Annotated in this window: 11 protein-coding genes; 3 read left to right on the top strand and 8 right to left on the bottom strand. The window is 49.9% G+C overall.

The window, feature by feature from the left end:
• Nucleotides 1-389 precede the first annotated feature (389 nt).
• Together aroF and DXZ20_RS28410 are read right to left on the bottom strand one after the other, a co-directional pair.
• Nucleotides 390-1256 carry a 3-deoxy-7-phosphoheptulonate synthase gene (gene aroF / locus DXZ20_RS28415; RefSeq protein ID WP_163702492.1) on the bottom strand — a complete coding sequence of 289 codons (867 nt, stop codon included), beginning with the start codon at nt 1254-1256 and terminating at the stop codon, nt 390-392.
• 411 nt (nt 1257-1667) lie between these two features.
• Nucleotides 1668-2057, bottom strand: coding sequence for a RidA family protein (locus DXZ20_RS28410; protein ID WP_163660819.1), 390 nt, complete (start codon nt 2055-2057; stop codon nt 1668-1670).
• Nucleotides 2058-2177: 120 nt separating this feature from the next.
• On the opposite strand from DXZ20_RS28410, the gene DXZ20_RS28405 reads away from it, so the two are divergent.
• Nucleotides 2178-2669, top strand: a complete 492-nt coding sequence (locus DXZ20_RS28405) for a HugZ family pyridoxamine 5'-phosphate oxidase (RefSeq protein ID WP_163702490.1) — start codon at nt 2178-2180, stop codon at nt 2667-2669.
• Here DXZ20_RS28405 and DXZ20_RS28400 read toward each other — a convergent pair.
• Nucleotides 2666-3289 (bottom strand): TetR/AcrR family transcriptional regulator, encoded by a 624-nt coding sequence (locus DXZ20_RS28400; protein ID WP_006515089.1) that lies wholly within the window; start codon nt 3287-3289, stop codon nt 2666-2668. The genes DXZ20_RS28405 and DXZ20_RS28400 overlap by 4 nt on opposite strands.
• Nucleotides 3290-3502: 213 nt before the next feature.
• Complete coding sequence (locus DXZ20_RS28395; protein ID WP_163660814.1) at nt 3503-4636, bottom strand: ATP-dependent 6-phosphofructokinase; 1134 nt, start codon at nt 4634-4636, stop codon at nt 3503-3505.
• Between the two features lie 528 nt (nt 4637-5164).
• Here DXZ20_RS28395 and DXZ20_RS28390 point away from each other — a divergent pair.
• On the top strand, nt 5165-5920 hold the full coding sequence (locus DXZ20_RS28390) for a hypothetical protein (RefSeq protein ID WP_163702487.1): 756 nt from the start codon (nt 5165-5167) through the stop codon (nt 5918-5920).
• Nucleotides 5921-5965: 45 nt separating this feature from the next.
• On the opposite strand, the gene DXZ20_RS28385 is transcribed toward DXZ20_RS28390, so the two are convergent.
• Both DXZ20_RS28385 and gyrA read right to left on the bottom strand, forming a co-directional pair.
• Nucleotides 5966-7198: an ATP-binding cassette domain-containing protein gene (locus tag DXZ20_RS28385; protein WP_163702485.1), complete on the bottom strand. Its 1233-nt coding sequence runs from the start codon at nt 7196-7198 to the stop codon at nt 5966-5968.
• Between the two features lie 40 nt (nt 7199-7238).
• Entirely contained in the window at nt 7239-9743 is a 2505-nt protein-coding gene (gene gyrA / locus DXZ20_RS28380) for a DNA gyrase subunit A (RefSeq protein ID WP_163702483.1), read from the bottom strand.
• 241 nt (nt 9744-9984) lie between these two features.
• On the opposite strand from gyrA, the gene DXZ20_RS28375 reads away from it, so the two are divergent.
• Entirely contained in the window at nt 9985-10380 is a 396-nt protein-coding gene (locus DXZ20_RS28375) for a response regulator (protein ID WP_036020131.1), read from the top strand.
• Between the two features lie 132 nt (nt 10381-10512).
• Here the strand turns inward: DXZ20_RS28375 and DXZ20_RS28370 are convergent, their stop codons facing one another.
• Both DXZ20_RS28370 and DXZ20_RS28365 read right to left on the bottom strand, forming a co-directional pair.
• Nucleotides 10513-11382 carry a tetratricopeptide repeat protein gene (locus tag DXZ20_RS28370; protein WP_163660806.1) on the bottom strand — a complete coding sequence of 290 codons (870 nt, stop codon included), beginning with the start codon at nt 11380-11382 and terminating at the stop codon, nt 10513-10515.
• A gap of 211 nt (nt 11383-11593) precedes the next feature.
• Nucleotides 11594-15016 (bottom strand): translocation/assembly module TamB domain-containing protein (locus DXZ20_RS28365; protein WP_250565953.1); only part of this gene is annotated, 3423 nt, incomplete at its 5' end.

The following is a 15016-nucleotide window of genomic DNA, read 5'->3' as shown; positions in this document are numbered from 1 at the left end:
ATAACCAATGTTTGAATTTCATCTACACGACGAGATTAAATCCTAGGAGTCAAGAGGCTAGTATCCGATGACCACATCTTGACTAATATTTATGTATTAATAACCAAAAGCTAACTAAGTAGCTCTGAATAGTTGTACTACTAAAAACTTAGACGTCAGAACATCCTATAAAAAGAGCACATCCCTCCGGAACTTGTGATAGAACCTTACAGGCCTGCCAACCCCTGACTCCAATGGAGTTCAGTGTCTCAGCCATACTTAGATCTGTAGATATGGACAGCCTAAAGTTTGGTGATAGCATCCTGATATGTTTTTAACTTTTACTGACATCACGCTTTCAGGCGTTGTTCCAGGGATGTGCATTAATTTTGGAAGAACCACTCCCTCAATTACGCCACTAGCTTTAGTGACGCTGAGGGTTTCACAGCTCGTCCCACAGCCTGAGCGATGGGGCCTAAACTGTCTACAAGGTCAGCCATGGCCTCTAAGCTAATGGTCTGTCTGGCATCACTGACGGATTGATCGGGGTCTGGATGGCATTCAATGATCAAACCATCGGCACCAGCTGCGATCGCAGCCCGAGCTAAGGGCGCAACCAACTCTCGCTTGCCAGTGGCATGGCTAGGATCAACAAGCACAGGCAAGTGGGTAAGTTGCTTGAGGGCAACCACAGCTCCCAGATCAAGCACGTTGCGAGTGTGGCTATCAAAGCTTCGAATACCTCGCTCACAGAGAATAATGTTGGGATTACCGTGGCTAGCGATATACTCTGCGGCCATGACAAACTCGCTCACCGTTGCTGCCAAACCTCGCTTCAGCAAGACGGGCTTATTGACCTCCCCAAGGGCCTTGAGCAAATCAAAATTTTGCATGTTGCGGCTACCGATCTGCAAAACATCTGCATGGGGAGCCAGCTTTTCAATTTGATGGATCGCCATTACTTCAGTAATCACAGGCAAACCATAGCGTTTGCGGATGGCCGAGAGAATATCCAGGCCGACATCCCCCAACCCCTGGAATGAATAGGGAGATGTGCGCGGTTTGTAAATCCCCCCTCGCAATCCCTGGATCGGCAGTTGAGCCTGGGCGATGGCCTCCATTTGAGCCATGCTTTCGATCGCGCAGGGGCCGCCAACAATAAATAGGTCTTTGCCACCGACGGTGATCGGTGAGGCCTGCCCCGCTAAGGCAGGTGCAATCTCAATTTCACTAATGTGATTAGCACGACTTTTAGCAACAAGTTTGGCGTCTTTCATGGGTCTAGGGAATCAATAACAGCAAAAAAACAAAAAGCCCGCAGCCTTTTGGGCTCCGGGCAAGTCAGTACAGCAAACGCTAACGCTACCTACCCGGTGGTGGCGTAAAAAAGTAAAAAGTAAATTGCCAGCTGTAGCTAACGGTCATGGTGTCAAAAATAAAACGGGTACTGATGAATAAAGCAAAACCGCAGAGCGTTTGCCCTGCGGTTCACCGACATCCCATGCTAGCGCTCGGGTTCATGGTCGGTGAACCTGGCTAAACCAAAAATAGAAGAATTGGTGACGCATGGGATTAAGACTTTTACAAATGATAGCGGCCTAAGCAATTTGCGCTTAGATATTTTTACATTAACGCGCGAAACCCAAACCGTCAACCGGTGGGGCATTGCATGCAACGCCCCTTTAGACCTATGTCACCGCGATACACTCGATTTCCACTAAAACATCCTTAGGCAAACGAGCCACCTCCACACAGGCTCGGGCAGGAGCTGTCGCTTCGTCAAAGTACTTGGCATAAACACCATTTACCGTGGCAAAGTCATTCATATCCTTGAGAAAAACCGATGTCTTAACTACATCGGCCATGGTTGCTCCTGCCGCCGCTAAAACAGCAGTGAGATTATCTAAACACTGCTTAGTTTGGGCCGCCACATCGCCTTCACCTACCAAAGCTCCAGTGGCCGGGTCTAAAGCTACCTGCCCTGAGGCAAACACCATTTCCCCTGAAGCCACAATGGCCTGATTGTAGGGACCAACAGGAGCGGGAGCCTGATCAGTTTGAATAATTCGACGAGCCATAGTGGGACATTAGATAACTAGCTTGAGTATTTTACCGGAAGGATAGAAACTCCATGGGGCCATCGCTACGGGTGTTACTTTTTAAAGCGCACCAGAAAAACAGGCCCCTTTCATGAAACTATGGCTGACTTAACCCGTGTGACTAAGATTTATCAAGAATTTCCTGAAAAGTTTCGCAGTATCATCCTGAGCACCGTCAGCGCCGAGGGTGTTCCCCAGGCTAGTTATGCACCGTTTTTGATGGATAGGGATAAGACCCTTTACCTATATGTCAGTGGGTTATCAACCCACACCACCAACCTCAAACAAACCTGTCGGGCCAGCGTTCTTTTTATCGAAGATGAAGCAGCAACACAGGAGATTTTTGCACGACGTCGGCTCACCTATGAGTGCACTGCCACCCCCTTGCCCCGCGATACCCCCCAATGGCAAACGCTCATTGATCGCTTTGAACAACGGTTTGGTGACGTGATCGGCCTGATGAAAGGACTACCGGATTTTCAAGTCTTTCAACTACAGCCCCAAGCCGGACAGTTCGTGATGGGGTTTGGGGCAGCCTATCGAGTGAATGCGGATGATCTCAATAGCCTATTGCCTAGACGGCAGAACTAGGCCTCAGAGTTTGCTGCCAATACTCCATTGAGAAAAATATCCGCCAGGGTTTCCGCCAGCTCTTTCATATCCTGGGGGGAGTTTGCTTCATCAGCCAGCGTAACCTGGCTAAACCCTGCGATCGTAAACATACCCAGGAAAATCCGAGCAACAACCCGAGGGTTCATGGGGCGATAGGTGCCTCGATCCATGGCCGTTTGGAAAAATGCTTCGGCAACATCGGTCATTTTGGCAATGACTTCAGCCTGCACCCGCTCCCGTAACTCTGGGTGAAACTGAGCTTCCATAAAACAGACGCGCAACATGTCAGTATTGGCAGACAGGTTCAACATGCGTTTACGCATCACCTTAGCAATGGCCTTATAGTTAGCCATTTCACTGAGCTCAGTCAGTAAATCAGTCAGTAAATCTACCCAACCTCGGGTGGCAACTTCAATTAGAATCGCCTTTTTATTTTCAAAGTGTCTAAATAGCGTGCCTTCAGCTACACCAGCAGCTTGGGCTAAATCTCGAGTAGTCGTACCACCATACCCGTTGCGAGCAAACAGTCGTTGGGCCGCCCCGAGAATTTTTTCTTGGGTGTCATCTTGGGTCGACGTCAACGATTTAGCAAATTGCATAGAGTGGTGTGCTAATAGGTACGAACAATGACTGAAGACATGGGGTTATTGTCTATCGTCACCCGCGCAATCATGTCATTGGTTAACAGAAGCTTACATTCACCCAGCTGTCTACGTAGGCAACAGGATAGCTGGCTGTTCTAAAGATATCAAGCTAAAACTTCAGAGCAACCAGCCCTGGAAAGCCCAGAATCTCGCTGACAAGCGTAGGGCCTAGGCAAACACCGTAGCGTCACGGCGAATATGGGTGTTGACCGCGTGACAGTTAGTATCTCCCAAGCAGATACCCATGCCTCGGGCCGTTTTAACCAGCGTATCCTGGGGGTTCACAGCCCGATATTCAGCAATCGCCTCGGTAATGGGCACATGCACCACCTGACGATTTTGCCAGCTCACCATGTGGTCGTACTTTTCAGCAGCAATCAAATCCACGGCCTCTACACCGAAGGCCGTCGCTAGAACTCGATCTAACGGTGACGGTGTACCCCCCCGCTGCACATGACCAAGTACAGTCACACGAGTTTCAGCACCAATGTTCTCAGTAATTTGCTCTGCTAAATATTCACCAATACCGCCCAGGCGACACTGCCCCAAACGATTGGTTTGAACAACTTTTTCACCAGCTTCGGTACACACCGCCTCCGCCACAATGATGGTGGCAAAATTGCGCTTTAGGCCTTTGATGGTTTGGCAAATGTTATCGATTGTGTAGGGAATTTCAGGCAACAGGACAATGTCAGCTCCCCCGGCAATCCCTGCATTGAGGGCAATATGACCGGCATCTCGCCCCATCACTTCTAAAATCATCACCCGAGAATGGCTAGCCGCAGTGAAATGCAGCCGATCCAGGGCCTCGGTTGCAATATTTACCGCCGTGTCAAACCCAATGGAACGCTCGGTACAGCCAAGGTCATTGTCGATGGTTTTGGGAATGCCGACTAAGTTTAGACCTCCTTGCTGGGCGAGGCGACGTAGGATGGCCATGCTGCCGTCCCCCCCGATACCAATCAGGGCATCTAACCCGAGCAGATGGTAACCGTCGATAATGTCTTGGGAGCGATCGCAAGTAGATCCATCGGACAAAGGAAAATCAAACGGATTTCCCTTATTTGTAGTCCCCAGAACGGTGCCACCCGCTAGTAATAAGTTATGGGTACTCGATACATCAAATTCCACATACTCAGGTGGACGTGCCATTAAGCCTTGGGTAGCTCGGGAAATACCGACTACCTCCCATCCATAGCCATTGGCTCGGTGCACCACCGCTCGTAAGGCGGCATTGAGACCTGCACAGTCTCCACCACTTGTCAGTAAGCCAATTTTTTTTCTGTCCCAATGCTGTCCCATAATGTTCACGCTGGCTATCAAGTCGCGCCTTTAAAGCTACAGCGTTTGAGTAATAAGTGTATGGACCAGGGCCGTATTCTGAAAAATTATTGATAGGAAGATATAATCCGCAACTTTTTTGTATCGCATAGTTACGGTATTTGATGCTATATCAAGGATTATCAGACGTTTCACGCTAAACCCACTACATGTCCGTACTCTAGAAAAGGCAAGTTGACCTACAAAAAACAGCGTAATTACTGATGCCAATCTCAGAATTTATTGCCAATTAATTGGTCTTTACTGAAACTTGTGAGTTTGCCATCAACCAACCTTAACAAAGCCAAAGCAACAATATTGTTTATGTAAATGCCCATCGCCAATCTCGGCATTTCAATTTTAGGAAGATTATATTCGGCGTAATGGCAAATCAATCGGAAATACGTCTTTAGGCACGTATTGATTTGTACGGATATCAGGTCATCTTCCGGTTAGGTCTACTAACCCTTGTTAAAGCAATAAGGTTAAGGTTTTTTACTGCGGAATACGATGGCAAAAGCCATTATAAATACTGTTTTAGGCGCATTGGTTACATCTGCTGTTGTCATTAGCACAACAGCCCAGACAGTGAGTGCCCAGGGTTTTGTGGACAACTTTGCCCCTGAAAACTGGGAGTTGTTCAACAGTAGTCCAGCATTTCCAGGTATCGACAATTCAAAAATCACGATCGAGGGTGTTCCGCTAGCTCCCTTTAATGGCTCGGTAGATTTTACAAATGCACCGGATTCATTAACTTTACTGGGTAGCGATCAGGCTTCAATTTTGGATGAGTTTGGGTTGGCATGCGACACCGTTCAGCCAAACCTATTGTTTTTATGCGACACCAGCTTCACAACTGTATTTGTGACTGTGCCAGAAACCAGCATAATTTCGTTTGACTGGGACTACACCACAGCTGATACATTTGGTCCTGCCTTTGACCCCTTTGGATTTGCTCTGGGCAATTTCCCCCCCACGTCTCTCAAGACGGATGGGGTCTTTACCGAGCTTATCGATCGCAATGGGTCTGCAACGCAATCGGGCAGCAGTTTGGTCAAGGTTGCCGCCAATCAAATCTTTGGGTTTGAAATTGGCACAGCTGATAATCGCGGGGGGCGGGCCCAGGTGACCATTAGCAATTTCCAGGTGATGGTTAAAGAACCAGACATTGTTGATCCACCCTCAGTACCGGAACCCACATCAGGTGTTGCGATCGCAATCCTGACAGGGTTGGGGTTACGCTTACGCCACAAATCTGATAACTAAAATCTGGCAACTAACGGTTGCGATTGATGTTGTGAACTATGGGCGTCAAGCTACATTAATGGCTGCCCCAGTCTCTGGATCAAACAGATGAACATGCTCCACTCGAATCCCAATGGTCAGCTGATCGCCGGGGCGAGGCACCGACTCTTCAACACCATCAAGACGCATTCGCAGTGTTTTTTCCTCCGATGCGTCCCCGGCAGCACCCACTCCCATGCCATCCGCCAAAGCTACCGTGAGGTATGTTTCACTCCCCAGGGCCTCAGCACGGACCACAGTAACGGCCAGATGTTTAGGGGCAGGCACTGTAAGGCGGAGGTGTTCGGGACGAATGCCCAGGGTTAACGGTTGATTGCCATAGGCCGTCAAAATCGGCTCCCAATGGCTCGGTAATGTCACTCGAAAAGCAGGATGAGTCAAGGTTAGGGGAGCCTGTACCTGTACCGTGAGAAAGTTCATCGGTGGTGAACCAATAAACGCGGCCACAAACCGATTAACCGGCGAACGATATAGCTCTAGAGGGGCAGCGATCTGCTGAATCACCCCCTGGTTCATCACAGCAATCCGGTCACCCATGGTCATGGCTTCCACCTGATCGTGGGTGACATAAATCGTGGTGGTCCCGAGCCGACGCTGCAGAGTGACAATTTGGGCACGGGTCTCGGTGCGCAGCTTCGCGTCCAAGTTAGATAGGGGTTCATCCATTAAAAACACCTGGGGATTACGGGCCATGGCCCGCCCCAAGGCTACACGCTGTTTTTGCCCACCGGAGAGTTGGCGGGGCAACCGTTTTAACAATGGCGTAATTTGCAAAATCTCTGCAATGGCTTTTACCCGTTTAGCAATGGCCTGTTCCCGCTCTGGCCAATAGTGAAACCCTGGGGGCAGTAGCCGACTCACCCCGAATAATGCTTGTTGCCAACGGGCGATTGTCGGTAAATCACCAGCGGTGCGCCGCAGACCAAAGGCCAGGTTGTCATACACGCTGAGATGGGGATAGAGGGCATAACTTTGAAACACCATGGCCACATCCCTTTGTTTGGGAGGCAAAGCGTTCACCCGCTGCTCACCGATGGTAATGGTGCCGCCAGTAATACTTTCTAACCCAGCAATCAGACGCAGTAGCGTACTTTTGCCACAGCCAGACGGTCCTACAAGCACCATAAACTCACCGTCTTCGACCTCTAGATGGATCCGCTTGAGCACCGTTGCTGACTTAGCCTCGGAGGATTGACGCGGAAATGTCTTATAAACGTTGTCTATAACAACTTCGGCCACGTTGGATTCCTAGTTAGGTATCAGGACAATTAGGCGCAGCTTAGTTAGCAACGCAATCTACAGATACCAGAATATCGGTAATAAGCTCACCGCGAGCAGGGGTAAACATGCGATCGCACGGTTGACTTCGTCCCTGCAACGGCACACGCTCGGCAGCCAAACTAGCCACTCGCTCTTCACTGGTCATGACAATAAAGCCAGCAGAGTCAGGAGCCTCTAACGATATCGTCAGGCGATCGCCAGTTTGACTAAACTTAAACGACTGAGAACCAATCCCCCCTCGGCTACTGCGCTTAATCGCAGCCACCTGCATCCGTTTGGCATAGCCCTTCGTCGACATCAGCAACAGCTTGCTCTTATTTTGAATCGGCACACAGCCAACAACAGATTCTCCCTTGAGTACCCGAATAGCTTGGGTGCCCTGGGAATTTCGACTAGTATCCGGCAACTGCTCACGATCAATGGTAAATCGCAAAAGACGTCCTCCAGAAGAAGCCAGCATCAGATCCTGCTCTAAATCAGCAATCACCGCATGGGCTAAGTGGTCCCCGGGCTTGAGCTTAATTGCCACTAACCCACGTCCAGTAATCGATTCAAACTCGGTCAACGGCAACCGTTTGATTTTTCCTTGGGCGGTCACCAAAATAATCTGCTGTGTCATCACCTCATCCGTCATCAAAATAGGAGGAAGCACAGCATCCGGATCATTCCCAATGGCATCGGGCAACAAATTAACCAAAGGTTGACCCTTAGACTGCTGTCGCTGAGCCAGGGGGATATCCCCCACCGCTAGACTAAAGGCTTTACCATCTCGAGAAAATACCAACAAATTATGGGTGGTCCATGCAAACTCCGTCTGGGTTGTCACATCATCAAGCTCAGTCAGCTTAATGGGCAGATCTTCTTGTTTGCCCTGCCGTCGCTGATAAGTTCGCGGCGACAAACGTCTGACATAGCCTTTACGAGTCAGCTCCACCACAGTTTCCTCTTCCTGGGCCTCAGCCACAAGATTAGCCAACCGTTCTTCCTCAGCCGCCCGTTCGCTAGCGGTTTGCAAACGAGTTCTACGCTTATCACCAAAGGTCTTCTTGAGCTTTCTAAGATCTTTCTTGAGGGCCTTGAGTCGTTCTTTGCGATCCGAGAGTAAACGCTCTAAGTTTTCTTTTGTCGTCGATAGCTCATCAAACTCGTTAAGCAGATTGTCTTGTTCTAAGCCGACCAAGCGCCTTAGGGGCATGGCCAAAATTGCATCGGCCTGGCGATCGCTCAACTCAAATTGTTCACTAATCTCCAGCTTTGCCGAGGAACCATCTGGCGCAGCCCGCAGAATTTCGATCACTTCATCAATGCTATCGAGGGCCGTCAACAGACCTTCGACTATATGCAGGCGTCGATCAGTTTTTTCGAGTTCGTTAGTGTACTGTCGGACTAGTGTCTCTTCACGAAAATCCAGAAAAGACTGGAGCATGTGACGCAGGGGCATCTGAATCGGCTGCCCCCCATCAAGTGCCAACATAATGGCCCCAAAATTACTTTGCAGGGGCGTCATCTTGTAGAGGGCGGCCAAAATACTGTGGGGATGAGCTTCTCGCTTCAACTCGATCACTACCCGCATGCCATCGCGATCGCTTTCATCACGAATATCCGCAATGCCATCAAGCTTGCCTTGATTGACCAGATTAGCCACCTTTTCAATCCAGCCCGCTTTGTTTACCTGATAGGGCAGTTCTGTCACCACAATGGCATTGCGACGCTGTCGTCCCTTACCTGGTTGAATTTCCTCAAAGCCAGCAATCCCTCGCACCGGAATACTGCCGCGACCAGTACGATAAGCATCGTGAATGCCTTTGGTACCCGTAATCTCCCCTCCCGTCGGGAAATCTGGACCAGGAATCAGCTTAAACAGTGCTTCATCTGAAATCGTGGGCCGATCAATAATCGCGATCAAACCATCAATGATCTCTCCCAAATTATGGGGAGGAATGTTCGTTGCCATCCCCACCGCAATACCAGAACTGCCATTGAGCAATAAATTAGGCAGTTGGGCTGGCAATACCGTTGGTTCTTGCTGAGAGCTATCAAAGTTATCAATAAAATCGACAGTGGCTTCGCTGATTTCACCCAGTAAAGACTCATGGCTTACAGAGGCCAACCGCGTTTCTGTATAACGCATGGCCGCTGGGGGATCATTATCCACTGACCCAAAGTTTCCATGGCCATCTAGCAGCGGATAGCGAGTCGAAAAATCCTGAACCATACGCACTAGCGCATCATAAACCGCCTGATCGCCATGGGGATGATATTTACCCAGCACATCCCCAACTACACGGGCACATTTGCGGAAGGGCCGGTCGGGTGTCAAACCCAATTCGTGCATTGCATAAAGGATGCGCCGATGCACTGGTTTCAGGCCATCACGCACGTCTGGCAAGGCCCGCCCCACAATTACGCTCATGGCATATTCCAGATATGATCGTTGCACCTCTGTATGAAGAGAAGTGACAACAATTTGCTCATCCGAAAACGCATTTAGCTGGTTTGCCATGATTTCGTATCCTTGAAAGCCGTCCTAAAGACAGTAATTAGCCTTACCAATGCTGTACCTTATACACAAGCGTTATGGATCCGCAATAGTTCAAATCCAAATCGATCAAGAATTCAATAGACTTGATAACGCCTGCGTCACTGGGTCAGTGTTTTTTCAACAAGCCCTGAATTGACCTATTGAACCCAGGTCAATGACCAACAACGGCTATAGTAACTTTGCTGTGTTAACAAAACCGCCTATGAAAACAGTTTTAATTGTGGAAGACGACATGATCAACGCACGCGTTTTCTCCAAGATTTTGACGAAGCGCGGCGGCTTAGCGGTCAAACATACAGAAAACGTGGATGAAGTCATACAGATTGCAGAAAGCGGTGAAATAGACGTTATTTTAATGGATGTTTCCCTATCCCATAGTGTTTATCAAGGGAAACCGGTAGATGGCATCCGTATCACCCAAATGCTGAAAGCAAATAGTAGCACTGCAGCCTTACCAATTATCTTGGTGACAGCCCATGCTATGGATGGCGATCGCGAAAACTTCTTACAGCAAAGCGGAGCCGATGGCTATATCTCTAAACCCATTGTTGACCACCAAAAATTTGTGGACGATGTTAAGGCTATGATCAGCGATTAGCCATAGCAGATGCAATCAGTCAAAAAAATTAAACCTCTATAGAACAATTAAGTTAGATCAAATATACTACCTAAATGCCTAGGTAGTATATTTATTGGAGGATCTAAATTGTTGGTTTAAGTCAGGCTTCGTCTACAGTCCAGCCAGAACCTCTTGGATTCCGGGTGTACCGAACATAGCTTCTGTTGCGCTCAGTAAACGATCACCCCAAAGATTCTCTTCAAGGAACGCCAAGTCAGCATAGCGACTGTCACGCTCCAGTGCTGCAGTGGCCGATTCAATAGCAGCAGGGCGATTGATATTGGCAGCATAACGAGCAACGGCAATGGCCAATGTCGGCTCGGGCTCTTCATCAGAAAGAGTCAGAGAGCGCTCCCATTGCTCAATAGCAGGTTCTAATTGCCCCATTTCATACAGAACCAGACCAATATTGTTAACCGCTGGCCAGAAAGACTCGTTAAAGCTAATGGCAGATTCATACTGCTCAATAGCTTTATCATAACGGTTAAGTTTGTAATAGGCATTGCCTAAATCAAAGTGAGCTCCGGGGTTGCCGGGTTCTAAACTCAGCCCCTTCTCTAGGGAGTTAGACGCCTGGAGATACTTTCCTTCACTAAAGTAGGCGGACCCTAGGGTAAACCAAATAACGGGATCGTCGTTGCTGATGGATTTGGCAGTTTCTAAGGCAGTCACCGCTGCAGCACTGTCGCCAACCTGGAGGTGCAAGCTTCCCATCAACGCCAGAATTTGCGGGTCCTGGGGCGCAAGCTGAGCGGCCAGTTGAATCCGCGCCAAGGCTTCCTCGTATTGCTGGAACTGAGCCAGCTGAGCCGCCTCCTGAGCCAAGGTGAGCCCCGTTGCTGTCAGCCGTTCTTCATCTAGGGGGAGCGTATAGGGCAGCAGGGCTTGGGCCTCTACAGCCTGTGCCGTCCAGCCACAACCAAACAAAGCCAGAAGTGCCGCTAGGGCAGGGCGAGTAAGCCGAGATATGAGCTGATTCATAGGAAGTGGACGGATGGTTAAATATTAGGAAATGATCCGGGAGGTGCGCTCAGTACGATTGCATAGCAATCAAGCCAAGTGTGTGGTGGGAGCTGCCTTTGGTTGACTTCGTCTACTGAGACTAGTTATCAGTATAGATACACCACCCACAGCGTTTATCAGCAATTTGATAAATTTATGAGAAGCCATGTCCAGGTAAAAAGTATCTAGACTAAAACCGTGTTTCAAACTCTAGCAAAACTCGATTGCGATCGTCGAAATTAGTGGTGCCACGGATGGAAAATTCGTCACTCAGGCGATATTGCACGTTAAATTCTGCAGGGGTGCTATCGGTCAAAATTTTCAACAGTGATAGGGTGATGTTATCAGTCACATCAAATCCCACTTCAGTGGCAACATCTAGGGCAGAACCACTATTTTCCTCGTTGGAGAATCGAGAAGCACCAGTTACAGGAAACAGACGGAATTCACTCAGGTTGAGTCTGCTGATCACAAAATCCTGCACAGTATTTAGCAACGCTCCTCCAAAGAAGTTAATCACCCCTTGCCCCGACTGTAATGCAGCAATATAGCTACCGCTAAGTAAATTAACAATTTCCTGTCTAGAGCGAGGGGGGGAACTAGAAAATTCAATCACTGAATCACTGATGTCTGAGAGGAATAAACTTTCGAGGAGGTTACTGGCACTGCCTTGATAGGTAGCTCGTATACGAATCGTTTCGATGCCCGCAGTGCCCTGGAAGGGATCGACAGACGTATCGGCCACTTCTGAGGAGGCAAATGCTGTTGCTTCTACCCCAGGACTCAGCTGTTGGGTTTCGGTCACCGAGGTACGCAATCGTATATCCAGGAGTGGATCAGCGATCCCTCGCTCCGGCACAAATCGCGCCACGTTATCACGACCGGCTAATCGGAATGTGGTTGTTAAGAGATTAATGCGGCCAGACCGTAACCGAATAGTTCCTTCGGGTTCAATGGCTCGAAATGGTCTGAGGGGACCGGTAACGCGCAAATCTCCTTGGGCAACTACATTCAGTAAATTACTTTGTTGGATCTGGATGTTTCTCGCTAACGTAAGTTTGAGATTTTCAAACCGAGGAATAAAGTTGGAGATTTGTTCGGATTCTGATGTGGGAGCGGCGTCACCCCCTTCAGGTAAAAACAAACGACCGTTAGCAAGCTCTACCACACCACCTAACTGAGGCCCACCTAATAAGAGGCTGCCACCGACGACCACTTGGCCGTTAACGCCTCCTTCATAAATACCCCGCAGGTCTAGATCGATGTCGTCCAGGGTAAACGTCAGGGCACCAGAGGGATGCATTGGAATGGCAGCATCGGCAATAGGAGGATTTGTAACAGCAGGTGTAGCATCGTTGTCCTCGGCGACATCGCCTGGGTCGTCAGCTCCTAAAAGGGCCAGATCGGCGCTATCGATAATAAAAGGAAATGATAGGGGGAAGCTCCCTGCGGCCTGTAGCCGACCGTTACCGTACTGTCCTTGCAACTCCAGCACATTGATCTGATTGTTTTCAAAAACAACGCTTCCGTTAAAGTCTGTGAGGGGATCGGGTAGCAATGGCGATCGCAACACCGCCTCTCGCACATTCATCGAACCGCTGATGGTGGGTCGACTCAATCGCCCCCCCACCTCAAGGGAGACTTGCCCCTTGCCAGACTCCCATATCACCTGATTGTTGAGAACATTGAGCAGAGCTAATCCCTCATCAGCCACATCCAGGGTCAATGCAATCCGATCATCAGCGGGTTGCACGGTCATAAAGTCAAAGGCATAGGGAATATCTCCCACCAGGGTCAGGGGCTGGGGATTATCGACTTGTAGCAACTCACCTTGCAACAGTAGGCGAGCATTTTCATATAGGAATAGGCTTTCCGCCTGCTCAATGGGTTGCTCGTTAATGCTGCCATCGGTCAGAACAACATCCCCTCGCAACGTTGGATTGCCCAAACCGCCACTAAAGTTTGCGATCGAATCCAATCGCCCCTCTAGCCCCACTGGCAAATTGAAAATATCACGCACCGCTGCCACTGGCAGGTCCTCAGCCACCAACTGCAAGCTGGATGCATCTTCTTCCACCAGCGATAGGTTACCGGCCAGGTTAACAAATGCCTGACGTGGATTCCCTTCTCCGTCCGGTGGCAAAGCGGTCTCTAAACGCACAGGCTGTAGCGTTAGGTTGCCATTGGCCAGCTGCCCCCGCGCCACCACCCGATCGGCCACAAAGTCCCTGGTCCAAGTCCAGGAACGACCGTCAACGTCAAACATAATTTCGGGAATTTCCTGGGGGCGACCGCTGAGGCGAACAGTCGCATCAAATCGTCCTTCCAGCTCATCTAGGGGCGGAATCGGGTTCTGTGCCTCAGCCAGAGCCTCTTGCTCCTGAATATCTTGAATTTCCGCCAACCGACGGATTTGGTCTAATAATGCTGCTTCGGTATTACCCGTCGCCTGGGTAGCTAATACCTGTGGAATCTCTTCAGGAGATGGCTGATTTTCTACCCACGTTGGAGCCTGAAATGTTTGGATTAAATCATCCAGGTCTGTAATCGCAAGGGCCGTGAATACGTCCTTGATATCACCATTTTCGACAGAAACATTGGCATTGTAAGCCAGGGTATCCAGCTGCACATTGCCATTGAAGCGATAGATACTGTCAGCCACATCCGGAGCGCCACAGTAGGAGGGCAATGCCTGACCATTCAGCCGATTGGAGCATGGGTTGAAAATGAGCTCACCCCGTTCCACAAAGACCCGCCGATCCCGATAGGCCAATTGCCCCGTAAGCTGTTGAGCATTGAGATACCCCACCCCTGGCTGAGCAATAAAGACATCGCCCACCAGGGTTTGACGATTCAAGTCGACGACCCATTCACCCCGGGAAGACAGGGTGCCCTTAAGGCCTCCCCCCAGACGCTCTACCGTTGGTAAGCCTAAGGCCTGCAGCGGCAGATCCTGGAGTGTGGCCCGTAAAATATCTCCCTCGGTGCGGCCAGAGGCTTGGGCCCCTTGCCAGCTGACATCAAAGTTTATGTTTCGGGGAGCTTGAAAATTAACCGCAATGCCATCGGCTAGACCATCGGGGCTGGCTGGCCCCGTTTGCCCATCTAAATCCACCATCAGTCCTGATGGACCCTGGTAGCTGACCGGCCCCAATAGCACTGGATCAAAGGCGACCTGATTGACGGCAAAATCTTCCAGTAGAAGGGTACCGCTAAACTGAGGGTTATCGAGGGTGCCCACTAACCGTCCGTCTGATAATGAAGCAAAACCGGATAAGGGGATAGGGACAGGCAGTAGTGCCAACGGATAGCGCTGGGCGTCTAAATCTAACTCAAACCCACGAATCCCCTGATACTGATTACCTTCAAACTGGGGAGAAATCACCCCCCGTGCCTGGAGCTGAGCACTATTAGCGTCTTCGATGAGTAGGTCTTGGCCGGTCCAGGCAAAGCGACTGGTGAGGGGGGCATCTAACCCCGCTAGCTGCGGAGAGAATCCGGCCAGGCCAGCGGAGAAACTTAAATCACCCCGCCCACGCAGATCCGCCAGGGTACGCGCGTTGACATCCCCCGATAAGGTTACAGTGCCGCTGGTGGTGCCCCCTAGCTGTGC

It is taken from the genome of Adonisia turfae CCMR0081 (assembly GCF_011009555.1).
Taxonomy (GTDB): domain Bacteria; phylum Cyanobacteriota; class Cyanobacteriia; order Phormidesmidales; family Phormidesmidaceae; genus Leptothoe; species Leptothoe turfae.
The sequence above is the reverse complement of the archived record's forward strand: the minus strand, read 5'-3'. Positions and strand labels throughout refer to the sequence as shown.

Bases quoted from the DNA above. Each gene is read 5' to 3' on its own strand.
- aroF (WP_163702492.1), bottom strand. From the start codon at position 1,256: ATGAAAGACGCCAAACTTGTTGCTAAAAGTCGTGCTAATCACATTAGT.
- DXZ20_RS28410 (WP_163660819.1), bottom strand. From the start codon at position 2,057: ATGGCTCGTCGAATTATTCAAACTGATCAGGCTCCCGCTCCTGTTGGT.
- DXZ20_RS28405 (WP_163702490.1), top strand. From the start codon at position 2,178: ATGGCTGACTTAACCCGTGTGACTAAGATTTATCAAGAATTTCCTGAA.
- DXZ20_RS28400 (WP_006515089.1), bottom strand. From the start codon at position 3,289: ATGCAATTTGCTAAATCGTTGACGTCGACCCAAGATGACACCCAAGAA.
- DXZ20_RS28395 (WP_163660814.1), bottom strand. From the start codon at position 4,636: ATGGGACAGCATTGGGACAGAAAAAAAATTGGCTTACTGACAAGTGGT.
- DXZ20_RS28390 (WP_163702487.1), top strand. From the start codon at position 5,165: ATGGCAAAAGCCATTATAAATACTGTTTTAGGCGCATTGGTTACATCT.
- gyrA (WP_163702483.1), bottom strand. From the start codon at position 9,743: ATGGCAAACCAGCTAAATGCGTTTTCGGATGAGCAAATTGTTGTCACT.
- DXZ20_RS28375 (WP_036020131.1), top strand. From the start codon at position 9,985: ATGAAAACAGTTTTAATTGTGGAAGACGACATGATCAACGCACGCGTT.
- DXZ20_RS28370 (WP_163660806.1), bottom strand. From the start codon at position 11,382: ATGAATCAGCTCATATCTCGGCTTACTCGCCCTGCCCTAGCGGCACTT.